17 protein-coding genes are annotated in these 25,652 nt (G+C 71.2%); 16 read left to right on the plus strand and 1 reads right to left on the minus strand.

All coding sequences use genetic code 11. The features are described 5' to 3' along the window. The first annotated feature begins 189 nt into the window (after nucleotides 1-189). The 16 genes from ACF1B9_RS17715 to ACF1B9_RS17790 all read left to right on the plus strand — a co-directional run bounded on the left by ACF1B9_RS17715 (nucleotide 190) and on the right by ACF1B9_RS17790 (nucleotide 24,072). On the plus strand, nucleotides 190-1,002 hold the full coding sequence (locus ACF1B9_RS17715; RefSeq protein WP_391741737.1) for a CU044_2847 family protein: 813 nt from the start codon (nucleotides 190-192) through the stop codon (nucleotides 1,000-1,002). Continuing rightward, nucleotides 999-3,110 (plus strand): trypsin-like peptidase domain-containing protein, encoded by a 2,112-nt coding sequence (locus ACF1B9_RS17720; RefSeq protein WP_391741738.1) that lies wholly within the window; start codon nucleotides 999-1,001, stop codon nucleotides 3,108-3,110. Before ACF1B9_RS17715 ends, ACF1B9_RS17720 begins: the two co-directional genes overlap by 4 nt. A gap of 106 nt (nucleotides 3,111-3,216) precedes the next feature. After that, nucleotides 3,217-4,248, plus strand: a complete 1,032-nt coding sequence (locus tag ACF1B9_RS17725) for an AAA family ATPase (protein WP_391741739.1) — start codon at nucleotides 3,217-3,219, stop codon at nucleotides 4,246-4,248. Nucleotides 4,249-4,495: 247 nt separating this feature from the next. After that, on the plus strand, nucleotides 4,496-7,861 hold the full coding sequence (locus tag ACF1B9_RS17730; protein WP_391795924.1) for an SAV_2336 N-terminal domain-related protein: 3,366 nt from the start codon (nucleotides 4,496-4,498) through the stop codon (nucleotides 7,859-7,861). A gap of 428 nt (nucleotides 7,862-8,289) precedes the next feature. Continuing rightward, the gene (gene fxsA, locus ACF1B9_RS17735; protein ID WP_391741741.1) at nucleotides 8,290-8,487 is read left to right on the plus strand and encodes an FxSxx-COOH cyclophane-containing RiPP peptide; all 198 of its coding nucleotides are present in this window, start codon (nucleotides 8,290-8,292) and stop codon (nucleotides 8,485-8,487) included. Between the two features lie 238 nt (nucleotides 8,488-8,725). Then, nucleotides 8,726-9,883, plus strand: coding sequence for an FxsB family cyclophane-forming radical SAM/SPASM peptide maturase (locus tag ACF1B9_RS17740; RefSeq protein WP_391741907.1), 1,158 nt, complete (start codon nucleotides 8,726-8,728; stop codon nucleotides 9,881-9,883). Next, complete coding sequence (locus tag ACF1B9_RS17745) at nucleotides 9,880-11,271, plus strand: aKG-HExxH-type peptide beta-hydroxylase (RefSeq protein WP_391741742.1); 1,392 nt, start codon at nucleotides 9,880-9,882, stop codon at nucleotides 11,269-11,271. The genes ACF1B9_RS17740 and ACF1B9_RS17745 overlap by 4 nt, the downstream gene beginning before the upstream one ends. Nucleotides 11,272-11,352: 81 nt before the next feature. Further along, complete coding sequence (gene fxsT, locus ACF1B9_RS17750) at nucleotides 11,353-14,346, plus strand: FxSxx-COOH system tetratricopeptide repeat protein (RefSeq protein ID WP_391741744.1); 2,994 nt, start codon at nucleotides 11,353-11,355, stop codon at nucleotides 14,344-14,346. Nucleotides 14,347-15,054: 708 nt separating this feature from the next. Then, nucleotides 15,055-15,276, plus strand: coding sequence for a mersacidin/lichenicidin family type 2 lantibiotic (locus ACF1B9_RS17755; protein WP_189542286.1), 222 nt, complete (start codon nucleotides 15,055-15,057; stop codon nucleotides 15,274-15,276). A gap of 25 nt (nucleotides 15,277-15,301) precedes the next feature. Next, nucleotides 15,302-15,541, plus strand: a complete 240-nt coding sequence (locus tag ACF1B9_RS17760) for a mersacidin/lichenicidin family type 2 lantibiotic (protein WP_391741745.1) — start codon at nucleotides 15,302-15,304, stop codon at nucleotides 15,539-15,541. Between the two features lie 91 nt (nucleotides 15,542-15,632). Next, the gene (locus ACF1B9_RS17765; RefSeq protein WP_391741747.1) at nucleotides 15,633-18,950 is read left to right on the plus strand and encodes a type 2 lanthipeptide synthetase LanM family protein; all 3,318 of its coding nucleotides are present in this window, start codon (nucleotides 15,633-15,635) and stop codon (nucleotides 18,948-18,950) included. After that, nucleotides 18,947-19,462, plus strand: coding sequence for a hypothetical protein (locus ACF1B9_RS17770; RefSeq protein ID WP_391741748.1), 516 nt, complete (start codon nucleotides 18,947-18,949; stop codon nucleotides 19,460-19,462). The genes ACF1B9_RS17765 and ACF1B9_RS17770 overlap by 4 nt, the downstream gene beginning before the upstream one ends. Then, entirely contained in the window at nucleotides 19,459-21,606 is a 2,148-nt protein-coding gene (locus ACF1B9_RS17775) for a peptidase domain-containing ABC transporter (RefSeq protein WP_391741749.1), read from the plus strand. The genes ACF1B9_RS17770 and ACF1B9_RS17775 overlap by 4 nt, the downstream gene beginning before the upstream one ends. A 60-nt stretch (nucleotides 21,607-21,666) precedes the next feature. Next, nucleotides 21,667-22,176, plus strand: coding sequence for a multidrug transporter (locus tag ACF1B9_RS17780; protein WP_391741750.1), 510 nt, complete (start codon nucleotides 21,667-21,669; stop codon nucleotides 22,174-22,176). A gap of 76 nt (nucleotides 22,177-22,252) precedes the next feature. Beyond that, nucleotides 22,253-23,194, plus strand: a complete 942-nt coding sequence (locus tag ACF1B9_RS17785) for an ABC transporter ATP-binding protein (protein ID WP_391741751.1) — start codon at nucleotides 22,253-22,255, stop codon at nucleotides 23,192-23,194. After that, nucleotides 23,191-24,072, plus strand: a complete 882-nt coding sequence (locus ACF1B9_RS17790) for an ABC transporter permease subunit (protein ID WP_391741752.1) — start codon at nucleotides 23,191-23,193, stop codon at nucleotides 24,070-24,072. Before ACF1B9_RS17785 ends, ACF1B9_RS17790 begins: the two co-directional genes overlap by 4 nt. Before the next feature lie 74 nt (nucleotides 24,073-24,146). Here the strand turns inward: ACF1B9_RS17790 and ACF1B9_RS17795 are convergent, their stop codons facing one another. Further along, complete coding sequence (locus ACF1B9_RS17795) at nucleotides 24,147-24,938, minus strand: BTAD domain-containing putative transcriptional regulator (RefSeq protein ID WP_391741753.1); 792 nt, start codon at nucleotides 24,936-24,938, stop codon at nucleotides 24,147-24,149. Nucleotides 24,939-25,652: the final 714 nt, after the last annotated feature.

The following is a 25,652-nucleotide window of genomic DNA, read 5'->3' on the forward strand; positions in this document are numbered from 1 at the left end:
GCCTAATGCCTGGTGACAGCCCCGCGACGGCCGGGAGCGCACCCTCTGGCACGGTTCGCGACGGCCGCACGGAGCCACGGCGAACCCGCCGAGAACCGGTCGGCGCCGTTCCGGCGTCATGGTCCATGTGTCTCGCATCGGCCGCGTACTGCCGTTAGCCTGCGGGTAGTTGGGGGAACGGGGGGTTTCATGGGTGACAGCGAGGCCCGTATCACGCGCATCGAGATGCCGGACGGCACACCGGTCTGGGCGCGGATCTCCGGGGCGGAGGAACTGGCCGAGCCCGTCCGGGGGCCGGCATTCACGGACATCGGGTACGGGGACTTCGCCGAGCGCGTGCAGGCCCGGGTCGAGAGCCTGCAGGCGGTCGTGACCAGCGTCGCGCGTTCGCTCGCCGAGCCGCTGCGAGCGGTGCGGCCCGACGAGGTCAGCGTCGAATTCGGCATCGAGCTCACCGCGAAGGCCGGCAAGGTCGTCGGTCTCCTCGCGGACGGCGAGGCCAAGGGCGGCATCAAGGTCACGCTGACGTGGAACGGCGGAGGCCCGCCCGTCGATCCGCCGATCCCGGCGCAGAGCGGGGCGCGGGCAGCGGGGCAGACCACGACGCCCCCGCCCCGGCAAGCCGCGCCGCACCCCGCTCCCGGCGAGCACACCACCCCGCACCCCACTCCCGGCGCGCACACCACCCCGCACCCCACTCCCGGCGCGCAGGCCGCGTCGTATGGCCCGCCGCGCCCACAACCCGTCCCGCCCATGCCGCCCCCGCCCTCCTCGCCCCCCGGACAACCGCCCGTGCCGGCGGCGCCCCCGGCGGCGACCCCGGACCCGGGCGCATCCCCGGCGCCCCCGGACACAGGCGTGCCCGCGGCGACCCCGGACGATGGCGCATCCGCGGGGACGCCGGATGCGGATTCCCTCGCGCGGACCCCGGGCGCCGGCGCATCCACCGGCGCAGCGGCGCATCCCGACGGGGCCGGGCCGGGCACCGGAAGCCACTCATGACGCAGCCGCCGGGCAGGGGCGCAGGGGGCGGCTCGGAGAGCACGTACCGTGCGCTGGCGGGCCTCGTGATGGCCGCGACCGTACGCATCCATCGCCCGGAGCCCGGGTATGCCCCTGACGGATCCGACCGCGGCTTCCTGGGGAGCGGCTTCTTCATCGCCCCGAGCTGGGTCCTCACGTGCGCGCACGTGGCGATGGAGGGGGAGGGGCGTCAGGTGAGCGTGGTGTTCAAGCCGGACCCGGGCAGCGCCGAGACCGTGGTCGAGGGAATCGTGGTCGCCGCCCTGCCCGAGGGCCGTCACGGTCCGGCCGGGCCGGGCGAGGTGCGGGTCCCGACACCCTCGGGCGGCTGGCCGGCCCCCGACCTCGCGCTCATCCGGCTGCTGAGACCCGTCGAGCACCCCTGTGTGTACGTCAGCGAACGCCCGGCGGGCATGTTCGGCGGCGGCTCGGTCCTCTACACCGGCTGGACCGGAGGCGGATCGGGGCAGCTGACCCGGTTCAGCGGGCGCTGCCAGGTGATGGGCACCTTCGGCGACTGGGCCGAGGACGACGAACAGATGCGGCTCGACGGCGACCGGATGTACCCGGGCCTGTCCGGCGGACCCGTGGTGGACCTGGCCCGCGGCGAGGTCGTCGGCGTACTCAAGTCGCGGTCGGACGGCACGACCGGCGGCACCTCGATCGGCGTCGAACGGCTGCGTACGCTGCCCGTGCCGCCCGGGGCCGTCGCCACCGAGTCCGACGACCCCTACCAGGCGGTGTTCCACGCCCACGACCGCTACCACGCCGACCGGCACGGCAGCCCGGTCGGTACCGAGCGGACGTGGGCCGACCTCCAGCGCGAACTGGGCGCCGGAGCCGGGCTCGCACTCAGCCCCCAGCAGCGCGTCGACCTGCTGGGCCGGCTCGCCGAACTCCCGCCACCGCTCAGCACCCGCAGCCTTCTCGACCTCCTGGACCGGCTGCCCGACACCCACCCGACCGAGCACCACGCGGCGCCGCGCGGCTGGCGCGACGGACTGGGGACGCTGTACGACGCCCCCGGCGGCGACAGCGCGCTGGAACTGATCCTGCGTTACTGCATGAGCGCCCTCTCCGCCGAACGCCCCTACGTCCTGCCGTCCACCCAGCTTGCCGAGGCCTCCCTGTGGGACTGGGTGAAGCGGATGGCCGAGGACCGGCTCTCCCGCAAGTTCCGCCACGAGCTCGCCGGGCTCCGGCACAACGGCCGCCTCACCCCTGACCGCGAGCATCTGCGCACCCCGGCGCCGGTACTCGAACCCACCAGGACCCGCGGCGCTCCGTGCGTCCTGCTGCAGCTGGAGCCGCGTGGCTGGGAGCGGGACCGCTACGACTGGCGGATCGGCGTCGTCCAGCACACCGGGGACGTCCTGCCCGTCGCCGAGGACAGCCGGGGCACCGCACCGCAGGCTCTCCCGGCCCGCCTCGCCGGGCCGCTGGCGGAGGCGTTCCGGCGGTGCGACACACCCGACGACCCCGCAGTGCTCCAGGTCGCCGTGCCGCAGTCCCTCATGGACCTGGAGGTCGACGGATGGCACGTGCCGCCCGACGGGCGGCCGCTCGGGGTGCTGCGCCCCGTGGTCATCCGCCGCCTGGACCACCGCCCGAGGCCGGCCGACGACGGGCCCGAGGAGCGCGAGGCGCGCTGGAACCGGACCATGACGGCCCCGATGCAGGCCGCCGTCGTCGACTGCGAGGACGGAATGCGGGTACCCGTAGCCGTGGTGGAGGAGCTGCGCGGACTGGCGTACGAGACCGTCCCGGTGCTCTGCAGGTACGGGGACCGGCCCGACCCGGAGACCGCGGCCGGTCTCGGACGGGTGCTCGACGGGGGCTTCGGGGTGGCCCTGTGGCGGCGCCGGGCGGCCGAGCCCGCCGCCGTCTGCACGGATTTCCACCGGCGCGCCGCCGAGTCGGTCTCCGGGGCCCGCACGGCCGATCAACTGCCGAAGAAGGTCCATGAATTGAGACAGGGGGTACGCGCGGGCCGTACGGAGACGTACTGGTCGGACGGCGTCGCCCTCTACTGGGACGATCCGCACCACCCACTGCCCGGCTCCGACCAGTTCCTGGAGGCGCCATGAGGGACGACCGCGCCGGCCGGACCCTTACGGGGTGCACATCGGATCGCTACCGTGATGCACGTTCGACAGCTTCCCCTGGCGGACGAGTGACGACGAGGAACACGCTATGAGTGAACCAGGCGAGTGGCTCATCTACCGAGGGGCCGGCGAACCGCACGAAGGCATCGAGCAGTTGCCGCCCCCGCCGCCGTGGCGGGACTTCGCGGGCCGTGGTGCGTCGGAGCCCGACGAGCACGGCGGGGACGGATCGGCCGACCGTCGCCTCGGAGGGCACCGGCACCTCGCCGAACTCCATCGGCCGGGTGCCGAAGAGCTCGAAATGATCAATGCCGCGCTCTATCTGCGCCGTCCGCTGCTGGTCACCGGCAGCCCGGGGGCCGGTAAGAGCACGCTGGCCCACTCCGTCGCCCATGAGCTGGGGCTCGGCCGGGTCCTGCGCTGGCCCGTCGTCAGCCGCTCGACGCTCCAGGACGGCCTCTACCACTACGACGCGATCGCCCGGCTCCAGGACGTGCAGATCGCCGCGCACAGCGCGGCGGCCGGGGCGACCGGCGTCGAATCGGCGGAGAGCGTCGGCAGTTACATCCGGCTCGGTCCGCTGGGCACCGCGCTGCTGCCCTCGGACCGGCCGCGCGTACTGCTCATCGACGAGCTCGACAAGAGCGACATCGATCTGCCCAACGACCTGCTCAACGTGCTGGAGGAGGGCGAGTTCGCCATCCCCGAACTGGAACGGATCGCCGACCGGCTGCCCGGCGGCGAGGCGGAGGTCCTCGACGACGACGGCAACAAGGTGAAGGTGAGGGGCGGCCGGGTGCAGTGCCGGTCCTTCCCGTTCGTGGTGCTCACCAGCAACGGCGAGCGGGACTTCCCGGCGCCCCTGATGCGCCGCTGTATCCACCTGGAACTCGGTCGCCCCGACCACCAGCGGCTCGCGACCTTCGTCCGTGCCCACCTCGGCGACGAGGCGGCACGCTCCGGGGACGATCTCATCGCCCACTTCCTGGAACGCTCCCGCAGTGAACTCCTCGCCACCGACCAGCTGTTGAACGCGATCTACCTCACCGACGCCGCCGCGCCGGCCGGCCGCGACCGTCTCGCCGATCTGCTCATCCAGCGACTCGACCGGCCGAGGTGATGAGCTGATGGCCGGTGGCACGGCACGGCACGGACCGGATGACGGGCCCGGTCCCGACGGCGGTCCGGGCGAGGGCACGGGTCCTTTTGGCGAGCTGCCGGACCAGACCGCGGGGGATCAGGAGGCCCAGGCTTCGGGACCGGCCCCGGGATCGGAGCCCGAATCGGAGTCGGGACCGGCCTCAGGACCGGAAACAGCGTCGGGACCGGCACGGCACTCGGATTCCCTGCCGTACGACGGCGGCCTGCTGCCCGTGTTCGTGGCCCGGCTGCGCGAGGCCGGGCTCGACCCCGATGCCGAACAGCTCTGCGACGCCCTCTGGCTGGCCCGCTGGACCCGCCATCCCGACGCGCCGGACGACGAGGACGAGGAGGCGGGGCCGCCGCTCCGCTTCGAGCGGGCACGGGAGAACCGGGAGGCCGAGCGGCCGACATCGCCGGTGACCGGCCGCGACGAGGCCCCGGCCCGCGTGGCGAACGACGACGAGCCGGTGGAGGAGCAGGGCCTCGGGGGCGACGACCGGCGGATCCACCTCTACCCCGTACCCCGCACGCGGCCACCCGCCGGTCCCCGTCCGGACGGCTCGGGCGGGCGCGGGCGTGGTGTCGCCCAGGGAGGGCGGGCGAGAGCGCTCTCTCTCGGGGTGCCCGCCGCCCCTGCCCTGCCCGCGCCGCTCGAACTCCAGCGGGCCCTGCGCCCGTTGCAGCGATACCGTCCGGCGGCGCCCCCGCTGCGCCGCACCCTCGACGAGACGGCGACCGCGGAGCTCAGCGCCCGGTCCGGCGGGATGATCATGCCGGTCTTCCGCGGCGCGTCCCGAGGCGAGGCGCTGGTGCAGTGCGTCATGGACGCCTCGTCGTCGATGCTGGTGTGGGACCGGATGTTCGGGGAAATCCAGCAGATATTCGGCCAGTTGGGCGCCTTCCGGGACGTTCAGGTGCGCTATCTGCACCAAGGTCCCGACGGCGCGGCCGCGGTGAGCCGCAGCCCCGATCCGGCCGCCGCACCGCTGAACTCCGCGGACCGGCTGAGCGATCCGACCGGCCGCCGTGTCACCGTGCTGGTCAGCGACTGCGCAGGTCCGCTCTGGCACAGCGGCCGGGCCCACCGCCTGCTGCACCAGCTGGCCCGGCAGGCGCCGACGGCCGTGCTCCAGCCCCTGCCGCAGCGGATGTGGAACCGGACCAGGCTGCCGGTCACCTACGGTTCACTGTCCCGCGGCGAGGGGCCGGGCGGAGCCGCCGTCCTGAAGGTCATGGAGCATGCCGGTACCGGGCCCGCCGTGCATCCGGGAGCCCTGGCGATTCCCGTACTTCCGCCGGTGGAGGGCGCGTTGGCGGCCTGGGCGAGGCTGCTGTCCGGTACCGGCGCGGGGCAGATCTCCGGAGCCGTCGGCTGGGTGCGGGCCGATCAGCCCGCGGCGGCCGCACAGCGTCCCGGTGACGGGCTGTCCTCGCTCCAGTTGGTCAGCCGCTTCCGCTCGGCGGCCTCCCCGGTCGCCGGACAGCTGGCCGTCTACCTCGCGGCGGCCCCGCTGTACCTGCCGGTGATGCAGTTGGTGCAGCGCACGATGCTGCCCCACTCGGGGCCGTCCGAACTTGCCGAGGTGCTGCTGAGCGGGCTGCTGTCACGGAGCAGGAGCGAGGACGGGGCCGAGGACGGCGGCCAGTGGTACGAGTTCGCGCCCGGAGTCCGGGAGGCGCTGCTCGGCCCGCTGGGCCGGGACGAGGCGCTGCTCGTGCTCAAGCACTGCTCGCAGTACATCGAGCAGCGCTTCGGAAAGGGCGGGCCGAACTTCCCGGCCCTGGCCTTCGCCCAGCTCGGCGAGGGCCGGTACGGCTCCTCGCGCGCCACCCGCACCACCGGCGGCATGGGGCGCGGCGCGTTTGACGGGGAGTTCGAAGAGGGTGACGAGAACGGGGAGGGCGGCACAAGCGGCGGGTCGCGCGTCCCCCACCCCTTCGCCGAGGTCGCGGTCCGCGTACTGGAGCGATTCATGCCCCTGCCCGAGCAGTTCGTGAGGGAGACCGGCCGGGACGCCGACCGCGGCTCCGTCCAGACACCGAACGCGGCGGTGGAGAGCGCCCGCGTCCTGGTACGGCATTTCGAATCGGACAGCATGGTGCAGTACCTGATCGACGCCGTGCAGCTGCTGCGGGGCGCCACGGAGCGCGAGGAGCGGCCGGGCGCCGACCCCGAGCTGTGGGCGGAGTACTCGCGCTGCGTCCTGAGGCTGTGGGAGGTGCAGGGGGACGCCGAGCTGCTCCGCGAGGCGGAGTACGCCGCCGAACGGGCCGCCGCGCACCCCGGAGCGGTGCGCGAACGAGCCGTGCTGGCCAAGGTGCTGCACGCCGCGGCGGACGACCGGCGGCGGCGCGGTGACCGGCGCGGCGCACTGGAACTGCTGCGCCGCGCCGACCGCGAGTACACGGCAGCCTGCTCGGACCCCGGTCTGGAACCCGCCGAGGCGCTCCGGCTCACCCTGGAGCGGGTCCGGGCCCTGGAGGCACAGTGGAGGCTCGACGGCGACACCGCTCTGCTGCAGGCCGCGTACGGCATGCTGGAGGCGTTCGCCGATGTCTGGCCCGACCAGGAGAACCGGCCCACCGCCCTGCCGCTGGCCCACGGCCGCACCCTGCTGAAGCTGGCCGGGGCCACCGTCGACGCCGAACAGTCCCGGGTGTACGCCGGACAGGCGGCACGCTCCTTGCGGATGGCGTTCGAACAGGGCGGCGGCCGGCACACCATGGGAACCGAGGTGCGCATCCTGCTGGACCTCGTGGACGCCCTGCTCGGCTCGGGCGAGGAACCGGACGAGGCCGCGACGCTGATCGAGCAGGCCCTGGAGACCGTGCGGGAGCAGCGGCAGCGCGCCCTGCTCCAGACCCGGGCGGGCCGGGTGCGCGTCGCGCGTTACGAACACACCGGCGACCCGGACGCCCTCGTCGAAGCGGCCGACTGGTTCGCCCGCGCCGCGCGCGGTGTCCCGCGCGACTCGCAGGCCCACGCCGATCTGCTCGCCGAGTGGGGCGGCACGCTGCTGCGCCGCGCCCGACTGCCCGACGGACGCGCGTACATCGGTGCCGCGGTACGGGTGTTGCGGGACTGCCGTACGGAGACGGCGACGGGGGGTACACGCCAGGCCGAGCGTTTGCTGATGCTGGGCCGGGCGCTGATGCTGCGGCACCGGGCCACCGAGGACCGGGTCGACCTGCGGGAGGCCGAGCATCTCTTCGGGCTCGCCGCCCAGGAGGCCACCGATCCGCTGACCGCGGCGCGCTGCTGGCTGGAACTGGGCCTGTCCCACCTGGACGCCTCCCGGGTCCTGCGACGTCCGGCCCGGCTCGACGACGCGGCCGAGGCGTTCCGGGACGCTGCCGAGGCGGCAGGCACGGCAGAAGCGGAGCTGGAGAGTCCGCAACATCGCCAAGAAGCAGTCGAGTTGGGTGCTACAGCCAACCATTGGCGGGGTATGACCTACGAAAGGGCGGGACGCCCCCGGGCCGCACGCGAGGCGTACCGGGCGGCCCGCCAGGAATGGCGCAAACTGCCGGACGGCGGCGGCGCGGCGGGCGAGTCGACCGCCGAGCGGCTGGCGGAGCTGGAGCGCTGACTGCTCGACGGAGAGCACCAGGGCCTCCCGTTCGGTCAGGCCGGACCGGCGAGGCACGGTGCCGGGGCACGCGAGCCCGGCATGATCCGAACGAGAGGCCTGGGCGCTCCGATGCCGGGGTGATGCGCGGCGTGTGCGACCGGCGTACGGGCGACGCCGGTCGGCGACGCCCGCAGCCAGGCGTATGCCCCGCTGTGCGGGGCATCGGTACAGGAGCGACGGGTGCCCACGGCCCGCACCGACGACATCGACGGTTGCGCGGGCACCCTTCGTGAACGCGGCAGGCGTGAACGGGGCGCGGGCGTCGGCAGTACGGGTGCCGGTGCCGTGCCGGCAGGGACATGCGGGTCAGGGACGCGGGCTCGACGGGATGCGCTCAAGGGCGAGCACATCACCGGCGGCTCGATGCGGCAGTACGGGGAGACATGATGAGCGAGTCGATACGTGACGGCGGGCCGGACGACGGACCGTCGAAGGGGCCGGATGCGCTGCCGGATCTGCTGGAGCTCGATCTGGAGGCCCTGCGGACCCTGAACCACCCGGTGCTCTCCGAAGTGGTCGCGGACCTGCGCGGCCGGGCCGAGCAACCACGGGAGATGCTGTGGGGATTCACCAACGCCTTCTGAACCGGGTCGCCGGGCCGCCTCGCCGGAAGGGGCCGCACGATTTCGGTCCGGAGCCCGGTTGAACAGGACATCGTGGTCCGGGACCGGTTTGCCCGTACAGCAGGCCAGGGATATTCGCTCCGGGCCGGCAACGGGGGCCGGTCCCAGGGACGTGCAGCACGGGGGTGCCGGAGTGTCTCGACAGGCGACGCCGCCCACGCCCCGGCGCCCGGGGCCCCACGCCGACGGCCGGATCCCGCTGCCCTTCGGCCAGTTCATCGTCAAGGTGCACGGCCGCTGCAATCTGGCCTGCCGCTACTGCTACCTCTACGAGGGCCCGGACCGGACCTGGCGCGATCGCCCGGCCGCCGCGGCACCCGCCGTTCTGGACCGCGCGGCGGAGCGGATCGCCCAACACGCGGCGGCCCACGGACTGAGCGGCGCCTCCCTCGTCCTGCACGGCGGCGAACCCCTCCTCGCCGGCGTCGACCGGCTGACCGCCCTCTCCGACCGGGTACGCGACCTGGTGCCCGCGGGCTGCACCGTCCACGCCACCGTGCAGACCAACGCCACCCTGCTCACCGATGCGCGCGTCGCCGCTCTCGCCCGGCACGGCATACGCGTCGGCATCAGCCTCGACGGCGGTCTGGCCGCCCACAACACCCGGCGCACCGACCGCGCCGGACGCCCCTCCTGGCCCGCCGCCTCGCGCGGCGCCCGGCTCCTGGCCGACCGGCACCCCGGCGCGTACGCCGGCATCCTCACCGTGGTCGACCCCCGGACCGACCCGATCGAGACGTACGAGTCGCTGCTCGCCCTGCGTCCGCCGGCCCTGGACCTGCTGCTGCCGCACGGCAACTGGACGAACCCCCCACCGGGACTGCCCGTCGCGGGGGCGACCCCCGCAGGGCCGGGATCGGGCCGCCCGACCCCGTACGGCGACTGGCTCACCACCGTCTTCGACCGCTGGTGGCGGGCCGAACGGCGGGAGACCCGGGTGCGGCTCTTCGAGGAGTGCCTCGCCCTGCTGCTGGGGCTGCCCGCCGCCACCGAATCGCTCGGCCTCCACCCCGTCAACGCCGTCGTCGTCGAGACCGACGGGACGATCGAACAGGTGGACTCCCTCAAGTCCGCCTACGACACGGCAGCCGCCACCGGGCTCGACATCTTCCGCCACACCTTCGACGACGCCCTGCGCCACCCCGGTGTCGCCGCCCGTCAGGCAGGCGCCGCCGCGCTCGCCGACGCCTGCCGCGCCTGCCCACTGCTGAACGTCTGCGGTGGCGGCCACTACGCACACCGCTACCACGCGGCCCATGGCTTCACCAACCCGTCGGTCTACTGCGCCGATCTCGAACGGCTGGTACGCCACATCGCGGGCCGGTTGTCCGACGCGACCGCAGGAGAACACCGATGATCCCCCCACTCCCGGACCACGCGCTCCACGAACTCGGCCGCACCGAGGGCGGGGCCGACACCCTCCGCCTGCTCGTACGCGACCAGGACACCCGACGGCTCCTCCTCCTGCGCGCCGTGCTCGACGCGGCCGAGGCGGCCCCCACGACCGTCTGCCCGCCCCGGCTGCTCGACCGGCTCCGTCAGGACTGGGCTCTGCTGGAGACGGCGGAACGCGCCGACCGGGCCGCCGTGCGTACCGTCCTGCTCCACCCCCTCGCCGGCCCCTGGGCGCAGCGCTGCCTGCGCGGCCTCGCCGGTGCCGGTTCCCGAGCCGAACTCCACGCGGACCTGGACCACTTCAGCGCTCTGGCCGCCGCGGCGGCGATCCGCGCCGGAAGCGCGTTCACGGCCCGCCTCGCCGCTCACGGCGGACTGCTGTCCCTGCCCACCCTGGGCGCCCTGCGCACGGCCTCCGGCCCGGTCGACATCGCCTTCTCCGACGGCTGCCTGACGATGCGTGCGGTCGCGGGCGGGCCGCCCCTGACCGCACACGCGCAACCGGACAGAACGACCTCCTCGGCCGACCCGCGCTGGCTGCCCGTGTCCGTCCTGCCCGCCGTGCCCGGCGGTGTCGGACCCGTGCCCCTGGACGACGTCGATCCGTACCGCACCGACGGGGACGGGCTCCGGCGTCACGGACTGAGCGCCGCCACCCACATCGACGACCACGAACGCAAGGCCTGGGCCGAGTCCTGGTCCGGGGTGGGGCCCCTGCTCCGTATCGGCGGCGCACACCGTCTCACCGAAGCGGCCGTCCTACTGCGCTGCCTGGTGCCGCTCGGCCCGCCCCCCGGCTCCGGCCCCGTCGGCGAGGGCGCGGCGCACTGCAGCGGCACCAGGCGCGAGGCGTTCGGCGCCGTCCTCAGCAGCAGACCGGCCACCCCCGCCTATTTCGTCTCGACCCTCGTCCATGAACTCCAGCACACCAAACTGGCCGCCCTCGGCTCCCTCGCACCGCTGCACCACGAGGACGCGACACCGCGTCACTTCGCGCCCTGGCGCTCCGACTCGCGGCCCTTCGACGGGCTTCTCCAGGGCGCCTACTCGCACCTCGCGCTCGCCGACTACTGGCAGCGGTTCGCGCTCGCCGCGCGGCGTGTCACCCACCGCGACCTGGCGTGGGCCGAGCACGCCCGCTGCCGCGAGCAGGTCGGTGCCGTGCTGCCCGTGCTGGCGGGATCGGCGGCACTGACCCGTGAAGGACGGTTGCTGGTCAACGAGATGATCACGCTCTACCACCGTCTGGATGATTGTCCGCCCCCGACGGGTCATCTCGCGCGGGCGCAGGCGTACGTGGCCACCACCAAGGTGATATGGCAGCAGAGGAACGGCTCGCGAACACAGTGAACAGCCCCCGCGACACCGGCCGGAGCGACCATGCTCCGGTGTATGTTGAAAAGGCTCGCATCGAGGCAGGGAGACGGTTGAATGCCCGGAACGCGTAAGCAAGTTGGAGCAACCGGGGCGCAGACCGTCACCATCAGTTCCGCCGGTTTCAACCGCGCCTGGGCGGCGTGGATCGCGGACCGTCTGGAACGGCGCGGCGTGACGGTGGTCCAGCAGCGCTGGGACCCCCCGGTGGAGATCCCGCTGGAGGAGTCCCTGCGGGACCTGACCCTGTCCCGGGGCCAGGTCCTGGTGATCCTCAGCGACTGGTACTTCCAGCTCGGACCCCGTAGCCACGACGAGTGGAACAGGGCCCTGCGCGAGGTCGTCGCCCCTGATCCCGACCGCTTCGCCGCCGTCTCCGTCACCACCTCGGCGTTGCCCGGGGCCACCTCCGTCCTCGGCGCGGCCGACCTGAACAACGTCGGTGCCGACGAGGCCGAGCGGCGGCTGCTGACCCGCCTGGGCCTGCCCACGGACCCGCTGCCCGCCTCCGCAGAGACCCGGCCGGGCCCCCGCTATCCGGCCGACACCCCCGAGGTGTGGGGCGGGGTACCACGCCGCAACACCCGGTTCACCGGGCGTGAGGAACTGCTCAACAAGGCGTACCAGGCCCTTCAGGACGCCGGAACCGGCGCCGGAGTCGTGACCCTGTACGGCATGTCCGGTGTCGGCAAGACCCAACTGGCCGCGGAGTACGTCTACCGCTTCGGTTCCGAGTACGACGTGGTCTGGTGGGTGCCGGCCGACCGGCGTGCGCTCTACCGCCAGAGGCTCGCCGAACTCGCCCCCGAACTGGGCCTGTCCACCGGCGTCGAGTACGGCGAGCGGCTGCGCGCGGTACGGGACGCGCTGCGCCGCGGCGAACCGCACTCCCACTGGCTCCTCGTCCTCGACGGTGCCGACGAGCCCGAACACATCTGGGACCTCGTGCCGACCGGTCCCGGACACGTCCTCATCACCTCGCGCAACCCGGAGTGGGGCGAGCACAACAGCAACCTCGTCGAGGTACCCGTCTACAGCCGGGACGAGTCGGTCGCCTTCATCAGGCGCCGTGCCCCGCGCCTGACCCCGGCCGAGGCCGACCGGCTCGCCGACGCGCTCGAAGACCTCCCGCTGCTCCTCGACCAGACCGCGGGCTGGCTGAACGACTCCGACCTGTCGGTCGAGGAGTACATCGAACTCCTCGAAGGCGGCATCGACCAGGACGTCGTCAAGGTCTCCGCGGACTTTCCGCTCGCCTTCCAGACCGCCTGGTCGATACTGCTGAACAAGCTCAAGGACACCGTCCCCGAGTCCGTCGACCTGCTCCGCCTGTGCAGCTTCTTCGCACCCGGCTCCATCCCCGTGCGGCTGCTGAAGGAAATGCCCGCCGGTGAGCTGCCGGAACAGGTCTCCGGCCTGATGAACGACCCGCTGCTGTGGAACAAGGCGATCAGCCAGCTCCGTCAGTACTCCGTGGTCCGGCTGGAGTCCCACGAGTCGGCCGTCGACGAGGCGTCGTCCGGCGAGTCGCTCTACATGCACCGCATGGTCCACCAGATCGTCGGTCACGACATGACGGAACGGGACCGCCGGGAGTTCATCGACGTGGTCCGCCGGGCACTCGCGGCCGCGGACCCCGGCAGGCCCACCGACACCCGGCTGTGGCCCGCCTACGCCGAGATCACCCCGCACCTGAAATGGGCCGACGTGCTCAAGAGCACCGACCCGGCGGTGCAGACCCTGGTGCTCAACTGTCTGCGCTACATGTACCTCTCCGGGGAGTACCGGGCCGGCATCAAGCTGGGCGAACGCGCCATGAAGGCCTGGCGGGAACTGCTCGGCGAGGACCACCCCAGGATCTGGGACCTCAGCTACCACTACGCCAACCTGCTGCGGGCCGTCGGTGACTACGCCGGCACGGAAGCGATCGAACGCGCCGCCGTGGACCATCTGCGTACCGAACGCGGCGTACAGGATCTGGAGCACCTGCGTGCCGCCGGAGGCCTCGCCGCCGACCTGCGGGGCCTCGGCCGGTACGACGAGGCACTGGAGATGTCGGGCTGGGTCCTCGCCGCCTACCGTGAACTGCTGGGCGACCAGGACTCACGCACGCTCAACGCCCAGAACAACCTGGCCGTTTCGCTGCGACTGCTCGGCCGGTACGAGGAGTCGTTGGAGCTCAACCAGCGAACTCTGGAAGCCCGTCGGCAGTTCCTGGGCCAGCGTCACAACTGGACCCTGTCCTCCCAGACCAGCTACGCCATCGACCTGCGCCTGCTCGGCCGCTACGGCGACGCGCTGTCGCTCCAGAACCAGAGCGTCCGGGTGCACCGGCTGGTCCTGGGCCACGACAATCCGCAGACCCTGGGAGCCGAGTACAACCTCGCGCTGTGCCACTACCGCTCGGGGGAGCGCGCCACGGCCTCGGCCCTGTTCACCCGGGTGCTGGAGCGATGCGAACGAGTGCTGGGCGAGGGCGCCCCGCTGACCATGATGTTCGCGGCCGGCCAGAGCTGCTTCGCCCGCGAGCACGCGGACATCGACCAGGCCAGGGGCATAAGCGAGAAGGTCGTCGACGGCTATGTGAACATGCTCGGCGAGGACCACCCCTTCGTGGCGGGAACGCGGGCCAACCACGCCCTGATCCTGCGCAACGTGGGCGAGCGCGACCACGCCCACGCACTGCTGGAAGGGGCCCTGGCCGCGTTGACACAGGCCGTCGGCGAGTACCACCCCTGGACCCTGGGGTGTGCCATCAACGCCTCGGCGCTGCGCAACCTGGTGGGGGACCCGGAATCCGCGGCCACGCTGACGGACGCGGTCATCACCCGGGCCACCGAGACCCTCGGCCGGACCCACCCGTTGACCCTCTCCGCCCGGATCGCCCACGCCGCGGACCTGCGCGGCGTCCGGGAGCGGCAGCGGGCCGAGAAGGTCGAGAACGAGGCGCTGGGCGACCTGGCGACCACCCTCGGCGCCCAGCATGTCCATACGGTCTCGGCCCGCTCGCGCAACCGCCCGTACTGGGACTTCGAACCCCCGATCGTCTGAGACGGGGCGCTGCCCGCGCACCGGCACGGTCCACGGGCACGTCAATCCATAGGACGTGCCAGTCGGTTGGTGTGTCGGGGAAGCGACGGTCACCGCCATGCCATGTCGACCGGGGCGCGATCCAGCCCGGTCGTCATGGAGTCGCTCGCACCCGGGCGCCGCACGAGACGCCGATTCCTGCCACGGCCGAGAGCCGCTCAGGGGTGTTCGGACCCCGGGCGGACCGTGCGGCCGGTGATTCCGGTGTGCCCCCGCGCTCGCGGAGCACCGGGCCGGCCCGGTCATGCAGCACCGGCATTCCCCTGGACGCGCGGACAACGACGCGCCCGACTCACCCAGGGGGCCTGCACGCCCCTGCGCGAGCACGTCTTCCAAGTTCCGTGAAATGCGCGTGAACGTGCGGTCCGGGCCGGCACCCGGAGTCGACCCCTTCGCCCGGCACAGAAGCCGGGCCACCGCCATGAGTACGGGCAGACCGTCACCGCTCGAAGTCCACGGCCGGCGCCCCGCCTTGTGCTGCCTTGTGTGCACGGGTGCCCTCCGAATGCATGCCTGGCATATGCGCAGTCTGTGCTCGCCTCGGTGACCGCACGGTATTCCAGGCCAATCCGGGTTCAGGAGGATGGCGAACAGGCCACCGGGGATCGGACGTTCCTCACCGATCACGCCCGGTGGTCCGCATTCGCAACGAGGGGAGGTGAACGACAAATGAACCTGATTCGCGCTTGGAAGGACCCGGAGTACCGGGCCACTCTCGCCGACGCTCCGGCCAACCCTGCCGGTCTGGTCGAGCTGGCCGACGATCAGCTCGACGGCGTCGCCGGCGGTACCACGTGGGCCTGCGCCACGATCACCCTGACCGTCACGGTGTGCTCGCCCACCGGGACGCTCTGCGGCAGTTGCAACATGGGTACGCGCGGCTGCTGCTGAGCCGGCGCCATCACATCAAGGAGTGATGTTCGTGGACGTAGTGCGCTCTTGGAAGGACGCCGAGTACCGGTTGTCCCTCGGGAGTGAGGCCCCCGCCCATCCGTCGGGCGAAGGCCTCACTGCAATCACCGATGAGGAGCTGACCGAGGTCAACGGTGCAGGAACCGGTGTCCTCGGCACTCTCGGGTGCTGCTGGTGCTTGCCGTGGTATTCAGGCTGGACCGTTTGCGGTCTCGTCTGCGACCCCGGTACGCCCTGTAAGTAATCCAGCAGCTTACCGAAGAAATGACGCGGCCGGCAGGGGGTCAGTTCGGGCCTCTGCCGGTCGCGTTCCTGTCTCAGGAGGAGAGACGAGAATGCCGCTCGAAGCAACCGATCACGACACCGGCAGGCAAGGCCGGACAGGCCTCCCATGGCACCGGGCGGCCACGCTGGGCGAGAGGGCGGGCGGATGCCCGTCCCGGACCGACACTGTCCGTGGCGAGAAGCGCCTGGCCATGTGGAGGGAACTCGCGCCTCTCAAGGGCGATCGAGCCGGCCTGGACACGCGGCTGGCCCCGCTGGGTGTCACCGCGAGCGAACTGTCCGCGCTGCTCGGTGAGACCGATGAGTCCCTCGCTTCCCGGCTGACGGATGAACCGGAGTGGCACAAGACCTTCCTCCGCTGGTGGGCGGCGGGCAGGGCCGCCACCGACGTCAACCGTCGTCTCGACTCCGACATGGGCCTCCTCGAAGTGATCCGGCCCCTCGTTGAAGGCGCGGTGCACGAACTCGACGCTCTCGTCGAGGAACGGGTCATGGCTTCGGCCGACCCTGTCATGGCCGATCTCGGTCATCTGCTCGACGTGGTGCGGGCGACAGCCCCGGCAGCGGACCTCCTGGGACAGGTGCAGCGGACCCTGGTCCTGGAACTGAACATCGCCCGCGTCGAGGACCGGCTGGCGGGCGAGACTCCCGAGGAGCGCTTCGCCTCCTACGTGAATCTGCTGCGCGACGAGGGCAACGCCCTCGCCATTTGGGACGAATACCCGGTTCTCGCCCGGCTCCTGGTCCATCAGCTCCGGTTCTGGATCGACACCCGTGTGGAGCTGATCGAAGCGCTCGTCGCCGATCTGCCCGTCCTGCGCGAGGGCATGCTCGCCAGGGTCGGCCCCGAGCGCCTCGAACGAATAGAGTTCGGCGCCGGTGACAAGCACCGCCGCGGCCGGTCGGTCGCGATCGTCACTTTCGACACCGGCTCGCTGGTGTTCAAACCCCGGTCGCTGGCCATGGACGTGGCGTTCGACCGCCTTCTCGACTGGGTCAACCGGCAGCGCCCGCCGCACGATCTCGCCCGCATAGGCATTCTCGACCGCGGTGAGCACGGCTGGGTGGAGCTCGTCGACACCTCGGCGACCACGGATGCCGAAGGCGGCGACCGCTACGCGTGGCGGCTGGGCGGGCTAACGGCGCTGCTGTATCTGCTGCATGCCACCGACTTCCACTTCGAGAACGTTCTCGCCGCGGGCGAGCACCCGGTTCTCATCGACCTGGAAGCACTGCTGCACAGCGACAAGACCGCTGCCGTCGTCAAGATCGACGGCGAGACGGACATCGCCGCGGTCACGCTCGCCAACTCGGTCCAGTCGGTCGGCATCCTCCCCAACCGACTGCTCGTACGCGGTGAGGACGGAACCTTCGGACTCGACGTCAGCGGGCTGGCCGGGCACGGCGGTCAGCTCACTCCGATGCCGGTGCCCACCTGGGAGGACAGCGGCACCGACCGGATGCGGTTGGTCAAGCGCCGCATGGAGATGGACGCCGAGCGCAATCACCCGATGACCGCCGACGGCGAACCGATCGACCTGGTCGGACGCGTCGACCTGTTCGTGGACGGTTTCATCCACGTCTACCGGCTCCTCGAAGCCGCACGCGACGAACTCCTCAGCCAGGCCGGGCCGATCGCGGCCTTCGCCTCCGTGAAGACCCGGCTCATCGCCCGCCCCACCCACATCTATGGCCGCCTGCTGCTGGAGAGCACCCACCCGGACTTCCTGCGCGACGGACTCGACCACGCACGGTCGCTGGCCCGACTGGCCGGTGGCCACACCGAGATGCCGGACTGCCGCAACGCGATGGTCCTGGACGAGATCGCCGAACTGTCGCTCGGGGACATTCCCATGTTCACCGTCGACGCCGACACCGGTGCCCTGCGCGGCGGGCTCGACGACGCACGAATCGGCACGCGTACCCCGGCTCCGCTGACCGCCGTACGCGAGCGTCTCACCGCGCTCGGCGACGATGATCTCGCCTTCCAGGAACGCGTCATCCGTTCCAGCGTCGCTGCCACCGTCATGGGCGACGACGAAGCGCGCTGGCCCAACTGGCAGCGTGCCCGGATGCAGAGCCCGGCGGACTCCGGGGACTTCGCCGAGGAGGCTCTGCGCATCGCACGCCGGCTCTCGCGCCTGTGCGTCCGCGACGAGCACGGGCTGGGCTGGATCGGCCTCGACCTGGTGGACGAAAAGTACTGGCAGTACGCCCCCGCCCCGATCGGCCTGTACACCGGCACCGCCGGCATCGCGCACGCGCTCGACGCGGTCGCGGCCGTGTCCGGCGACGCGGAGATCGGCGATCTGGCGCAGGCCGCCTTCGACCAGGTCGCCAAGCGCTCCCTGCTCGTCGCCGAGACCCTGGCCGGCCTGGAGAAGAAGCCCGGCCCCGCCGACCTCGGTATCGGCGCCTTCGGCCCCTTCGGCGGAGCGATGTACGCCCTGGCGCACGCAGCCGTCCGCCACGGTCGCCAGCACTACGCCAGGGCTGCCGCCGCACTGCTGCCCGCCATCGGTGAACTCATCGACGAAGAACCTCTGCTGGACGTGGTGTCCGGATCGGCAGGGGCGATCCTGTCGCTGTTGTCGCTGGAATCCGCCGCGCCCGGATGCGGTGCCGTCGAGCTCGCGGTGCGCTGCGCCGACCGGCTCCTCACCACCCGGCGGGAGACGGGCGACGGCTGGGGCTGGATCACTCCTATCAACCCCGAGGCGCCGCTGGCCGGGTTCTCCCACGGCGCGTCCGGCATCGCGTACGCGCTCGCACGGCTCGACCAGGTGGCCGCCCGCCCGGAGCACGCGCAGGCCGTACACCACGCGCTGCGTTACGAGTCGACCCTCTACGATCCCGGTCTGCGGACCTGGCGCGACCTGCGTCCGGCCAACCTCGGCGGCCGGACGGTCATGAACGCCTGGTGCCACGGTGCCCCGGGCATCGCGATGGCACGCACCGAATTCCAGCGGATCGGAATCGCGCCGGAGCTCGCCGAAACGATCGAACGCGACAGACACAGGGCCGTGCTCGCCTCCATATCCACCGGGTTCGACCTCGACCCGGTGTCCGGTCTGGGCAACCACAGCCTGTGCCACGGCGACGTCGGCAACCTCCTCCTCATCGAGGCGAGCTGCAACCCGGACACGGAGCCAGAGGTCGCCGAGCTGGTGCCTCCGGTATGGAACACGCTGCTCCACGAGGGCCGTGAGAGCGGCTGGCTCTGCGGTGTCCCGAACGGTGTGGAGACCCCCGGACTGATGACCGGACTCGCCGGCATCGCCTGGGGCCTGGCACGCAAGGCCGACCCCGCACAGGTGCCGGACCTGCTGACGCTGAGTGGGCCGACGGGGGAGGAACGGGCACGTTGAACGCCAAGACCACGGCACCCGCCGCATCGGACGGTGCCCTCGCCGAGGGCGTCTACCGCCCGAGCATGGTGGCCGCCTACCGGGCCAACCCCCGCGGTCCGGCCCGAACCGGCTTCGACGTCGAACGCATGACGCCGCGGTGGCGGTGGGCGCTGATCGGCGCACTGATCATCGCCGGCACCGTGCTGGCGGGGCTGCTCGTGAGGGTTCCGGTCGGTCCGACCGGAACCCTCGCCGGGGCCGGCAAAGGCAACGCCGTCCTCGCGTTCCCGAAGTTCACCCCTCCGGCGAAGGGCACCGATGTCGTCCTGCGCCTGGGCGTGAACCGGACAGTGACGGGGCGCGTCAAGGATTTCCAGCCGGGCCAGGGGGGCGCCCAGATCACCATGCTGCTCGTCGAACTGCGCGCCGGTGAAGCTCTCGACGACACGAAGGACGGTACGCAGGTGGTCATCGACCAGGGCACCAGGCCGCTGCTGCTCGACATCCTGGACGGGGGCGGGGACAAGTGAGGATCGGACGCCGCCGGGTTCCCGTACGCCTGCAGTCCACATCGGTCGAATGCGGTGTCGCCGCTCTGGCGATGGTGCTCGCCCACCACGGCAGACACACCACGGTCGCCGAGCTGCGCGACCGTATGGTCCTGGCCCGTGACGGAGCCAGCGCCGCGTCCATCGCCCGGCACGCGCGCGAACTCGGCATGAAGGTCAAGGCCTTCCGCGCCGAACCGCACGCCCTTGCGGGGCTGTCGATGCCAGTGATCGCGCACTGGGGGATGAACCACTTCGTGGTGATCGAACGCATCACCCGCAGTGGCGCCGACATCGTCGACCCCGCATCCGGGCGGCGCCGCATCACCCATGCGGAGCTCGACGCGTCGTTCACCGGCGTGGCTCTGGAACTGGAGCCGACCGACGTGCTCGAACGGCGCACCGGGGGCGAGGCCGGACTGTGGTCCTTCGTCAGACCGTTCCTGCCGCGCTCGGTCAGTGTGTTGTCGGCCATCGTCGGGGCCTCGGTCCTCCTGACCGTGTTCGGGCTTCTCCCGGCCTTCATGACCGCCTACGTCGTCGACCGCGTGCTGCCCGGCCGCCAGGAGAGCACCCTCCTGATCCTGGTGGCCGGCCTCGCCGCCTACACCGTGAGCCACGCGATGATGACGCTGGCGCGGGCCGAGCTCCTGCTGTGGCTCCAGACCCGCATGGACTGGTCGATGATGGGCTCGTTCCTCAGACACCTGATGTCGCTGCCGTACCAGTTCTTCCAACTGCGCACCGGCGGTGACCTCCTCGTCCGCGTATCGAGCATGGCCTATGTGCGTGATGCGGTCTCCAGCCAGCTGCTCGCCGTCTTCCTCGATGTGGCCCTGCTGGGCATCTACCTCGTGGTGATCGGATTCAAGTCGCTGCTGTTCGTCGCCGCGATCCTGGCCATCGCCGCCGTCCAGCTCGCCGTCATGTTCTTTTCGGCGCCGAGCGCACAGCGCCTGACCGAGCGCGAACTCCAATCACTCGGCGAGGCACAGAGCACCCTCCTGGAAGCGGTAACCAGTGCCGAGACGGTGAAGTCGTCCGGAGCCGAACACGTCGTCGTTGAGCGCTGGTCACAGAAGTTCACCGAACAGCTGGCCTCATCGGTCCGCAGAAGCAGGCTCGACAACGCGATCGACAGCGTCCTGGGCATGCTCGGAACGGCGTCACCCCTGCTGATGCTCGTTCTCGGTGCCTCACTCGTGTTCAGCGACAACCTCTCCCTCGGCGAGATGCTCGCCCTGATCGCCCTTGCCGGGGCAGCGCTGTCCCCCGTGGCGCAACTGGGCCGCAGCATCAAGACGTTCCAGACCATCCGGGTCCACCTCGACCGGCTGCGCGACGTACTCAACGAGCCGTCCGAGAGCGTCGGCCAGGGGGACGAGAAGGTCACCCTGGACGACCCGATCAAGCTGACGGACGTCAGCTTCCGGTATTCCGGGGACGGCCCGGAGGCTCTCTCGGACATCTCGCTCACGGTCAACCCGGGCGAGAAGATCGCCATCGTCGGCAGCAGTGGCTCGGGGAAGTCCACCCTGGCGCGCCTCATCCTCGGCCTCTACGACCCCACCGACGGGGAGATCACCTACGGCGAGACGCCTCTGATCGACATCGACCTGGGACATCTGCGGCGCCAGTGCGGTGTGGTCACCCAGGACGCCGACATCTTCAGCGGTTCGGTGCTGAGCAACATCGCACTGGTGAAACCCGAGGCGAACCTGGACGACGTCGTCGCTGCCGCCCGTCTCGCGGCCGTCCACGACGACATCACGCGCATGCCGATGGGCTACGAGACGATCCTCGGCGAGGGCGGCAGCGGACTGTCCGGCGGTCAGCGGCAAAGGATCGCCCTGGCCCGTGCCGTCGTGCACCGGCCGCGCGTACTCCTCCTGGACGAGGCCAGCAGCCATCTGGACGCCACGACCGAGGCGGTCGTGCACGAGAACCTCTCGGAGCTCGACTGCACCCGCATCGTCATCGCGCACCGCCTCAGCACGGTTCGGGATGCCGATCGCATCCTCGTACTCGACCGGGGCCGGATCGTCGAGGACGGACGGCACGAGGAACTGATCGCGCTCGGCGGAGCGTACGCCACACTGGTCGACCAGCAGCTCGTCCATGACTGATCCGGCGGACGCCTCCGCGGTGCGACCGCGTGGGTACACCATGCTCAAGGGGTGACAACCATGACTCGCCTCCGGGCGGAACTTACGGCGCGGCTGCGCAACCTGGCCGTGCTGGAGCTTGCGAACACTGTCTGGATCGGCTGGGTGGTGTTCGTGACGTCGGACGCCCCGATGAGCGCGGCGAACGTCGTCGGGTACGGGCTGGCGGCCGCGCACCTGGTCATCGGCGCGCTGTACTGGGCCGCGAAGCTGCGCCAGTTGGGCGCGGGACTGTCCCGGCCACCCCTGATGGGGGTGTTCCGGTGGCTGCGACCGGTGTGCGCGGTGGGCCTGGCGGCGGGTCTCGTGGTGGTCGCGGCGGCCCTTGCGAGCAGGCCCCGAGGGATCGACGTGGTGCCGGGGGCAGTCCTGTACGGGCTGGCCGTGGCCGAGTACGTCAACTACTTCCAGTGGCAGCTGATGCACGACACCCGTGCCGACTTGCGCAGATTGCTGCGCACCCGGCGACTGCGCCGGTCGCACCTGTACGAGGACATACGCGTGTACCAGAAGCCGCAGGCGGCCCGGTAGCCGTCTGCGGGCGGCCTGCACGGAGCGCGGTTCGCTCCGTGCAGGCCCGAGCCGAAACAAGGAGAGGAACGCTTCCATGGCGGGAAAAGGGCCCAACAGCGAGTCGGGCGCCATCGAGGTGAAGGGCCTGACGAAGCGATACCGGGGTGTGGTGGCCGTCGACAACCTGTCGTTCACGGTCGCCCCGCGGCGCGTGACCGGCTTCCTCGGCCCCAATGGCGCGGGCAAGACGACCACGCTGCGCATGCTGCTCAGCCTGGCGGCTCCCAGCGCCGGCACCGCGACCATCGGCGGATACCGGTACGAGGAACTGGCGGAACCGCTGAAGACGGTCGGCGCGATGCTCGACGAATCGGGGGCGCACAAGAGCCGTACCGGCCGCGACCACCTGCGTGTCCAGTGCGCGGCGGCCGGACTGCCCGCGCGCAGGGCCGACGAGTTGCTCGACCTCGTCGGGCTGACGCCGGCCGCCCGGCGACGGTACGGAGAGTACTCGCTCGGTATGCGGCAACGGCTCAATCTCGCACAGGCGCTGCTGGGCGACCCGGCCGTGCTCGTCCTCGACGAGCCGGCCAACGGGCTGGACCCGGAGGGGATTGCATGGATGCGTGAACTCCTGCGGAACTTCGTCGCCGAGGGGCGCACCGTGCTCGTCTCCAGTCATCTCATTTCCGAGGTCGAACAGACCGCCGACGACCTGGTGATCATCAACCGGGGAAGGCTGGTGGCGCAGGGCGCGACCCGTGACGTCGTCCGCGGTCTGAGCAGGGCGCGACGGGTACGGGTCCGGGTCTCGCGTACCGCGGACCTGGAGGCGACGCTCACCTCCGCGGGCGCAACCGTCACGGCCGGTGTTCCCGGCGGCGAAGAGGTGCTGCTGGTGTCTGGCCTCGAAACGGCCGTGGTGTCCTCGCTTGCCGCAGCCCACGGGGGAGAGCTGTACGAACTGGCCGAGGAGAAGCGCGATCTGGAACACGCGTTTCTGCACCTCACGGGCGGAGAGGCGACGATCCGATGACAGGTCTGATCAGCAGCGAGCTGCTGAAACTGCGGACGGTACGCACCTGGTGGATCGCCGGTGCCGCAATGGCCGGGACGACGCTTCTGATGGCGTCGTGGTACTGCTGGCAGGCCACCAACTTCATGCAGCCCTTCGAGGACTACCTGGCGAGCGCGATCCTGACTCCCCGTCAGGACATGTCGGCGGAACAGATCGCCACCATGCACCGGCTCTGGGAGACGCAGAGCGATGTCGGCCATATCGCCGCGACCGTATACACGTCCGGACAGGCGGTCGGCCTGCTTCTGGCGGGAGTGCTGGCCGTCCTGCTGGTGACCGATGAGTACCAGCACCGCACCTTGACCGCCACGTTCCTGGCGACCCCGCGCCGGGGCCGCGTCATCGGGGCCAAGCTGGCAGTCGTGGTCATCGCCTCCGCCGGACTGTGGCTGGTGTCCACCGTCGTCGATCTGGTGGTCGGAACCGTCTTCCTGATGTCCCGAGATGTGGGACTCCAGCTCGGCAGTCTCGACGTGGTGACCGCGGTGCTGCTGAACCTGGCCGCGTACGTCGTCTGGGGTGTGTTCGGCTTCGGTCTCGGCGTGCTCATCCGCAACCAGGTGATCGCCACCGTCACCGCGACGGCGTTGTACTTCCTCACCTCGGTCGTGGTCGCCTTCGCCTTCAAGGCCATCCATGAATTCGTGATCGAAGAGGACTGGGTGCTGAAGGCTCAAGTGATCATTCCCGGTGTCGCCTCCCAGATCATGACCACCCCCGGTGAACTCTTCGCCGGAGCCCCCGCGCAGTGGACCGGCGCGGCGGTCCTGGTCGCGTACGGCCTGACCGCCGGGCTTGCGGGAACAGTCCTCCTGCACAGACGGGATGTGGTGTGAGGGCGTCGACTCTGCGCTCTCTCGCACCGTCCGGCACTCAGCCTCCCCTGGTGAACGGGGAGGCTGACGTGTGTTCAGGACGGGCGCGAGCCGTCCTCCGCTCTGGGGAACTGTACGGATGCCGCGACGAGCTGCCAGGCCTTGCGGCTGTCCCAGGTCAGCGCCGCGGCCCTCATCGCCTCGATGCCCGGAGGCAGGTCGAGGCCCAGGTCATCGGCGAACAGAGCCTGACAGCGCTTGATCACATCCAGTGCGCTCGAGGCGTCGCCCTTGATGCAGTGCACTGCCGCCAGCAGCTCCCAGAAGCGCTGGCGGTAGGGCACTTCGGCGATCGTGCTTTCGATCTGATAGCCGAGCACCGCAGTGTGGTCAGCGAGGATGCAGGCTGTGAACAGGTCCTGATACGCGTCGAAGCGGGCGTTGTTGAGCCCCGCGATGTGCGCGCTGAACCAGCGTGTCGGCGGCAGGTCCTGACCGAACGGCCCACGCCACAGCGTGATGGCTTCCTCCAGTGACGCGATGGCGGCGTCGAGGTCGCCGCACAGGAGATGGGTCCGGCCGGTACGTGCCGCCTTGGCGAACCTGGTCAGGTCGAGCTCGTCCGGCTCGATGTGGAGCCGGTACCCGCAATGGCCTCCCCGATAGGTGTGTAACCTTCCGCTGAGTCCCCGCTGGGTCCCGTCGAGGTCGCGTCGCAGGCCCGTGAGATGGCTGCGGATGTTCGCCGTGGCGGACGCCGGGGGCTCGTCCCACAGCAGCTCGGCGAACTCGGAAATGGTGATCGGCCGTCCGGTCCGGAGCAGGAGAGCGGTAAGGACGGCGCGCCGGACGGGCGAGATCACCCGGGTGTCGCCCTGGACGAGCAACGGACCGAGAATGCTGAAGCGCGCGCTGCATATCTCACCAGACTGCATGACGGTCCAACAGGCCTGACGCGGGACGTGAGCCGCCCGGGTATCGGAGCGCCCGGCAAGAGGAACAGCCCCGAAGGCCGTGCCGCGGGCCGCCCGGACGGTGCGGCAGCCGTCGGCTCTCCCGCCCCGGTCCCGTGGACACACCCCAGGAAGGTGCTGCGGCAGACGACACCACGGAGTGCGGATCGCTCTGCCGAACGACGGTCAACAACCCCGGTCCATGGCGTCCGCCGTGCAGCCGCCGTGGACACGGGTTCCGCTCGTAGGACCTGCTGGCGCCCCGACACCTGGTGCAGTGAGGGCTTCCGCCGCGGTCGGCGCGCTGTGGATCGTCACCGTTGATCTCCTCCTGCTTGGTCAGGGCAGGGGTGAGCACATTGAGCCATATACCTATCGTTGCTCGTGTCCCCCGTGGATCACCAATCTTGCCACGAGGGTCCGGAGTCAGCCATGGTTCTGCGTGACCGGTGTGAGCGCTGTGAGGACAGACCCTTCTTTGTGTCCCTTTTGTGGATGCAATGTGATCCGTTCAGTAAGACCGACCGGCAAATGGGGGGTGGGTTGAGGAGCGGGGCCGGGTGCGTGCAGCTGCAAGGCGGAGGAGGGAGGCAACGCGGAGCGTTGGTGACCGACGACAACGCCGGAGGGGGTCCCCCCTCTGGCCCT

The sequence above is a fragment of the Streptomyces sp. NPDC014727 genome (assembly GCF_043083485.1).
In the GTDB taxonomy this organism is placed as follows: domain Bacteria; phylum Actinomycetota; class Actinomycetes; order Streptomycetales; family Streptomycetaceae; genus Streptomyces.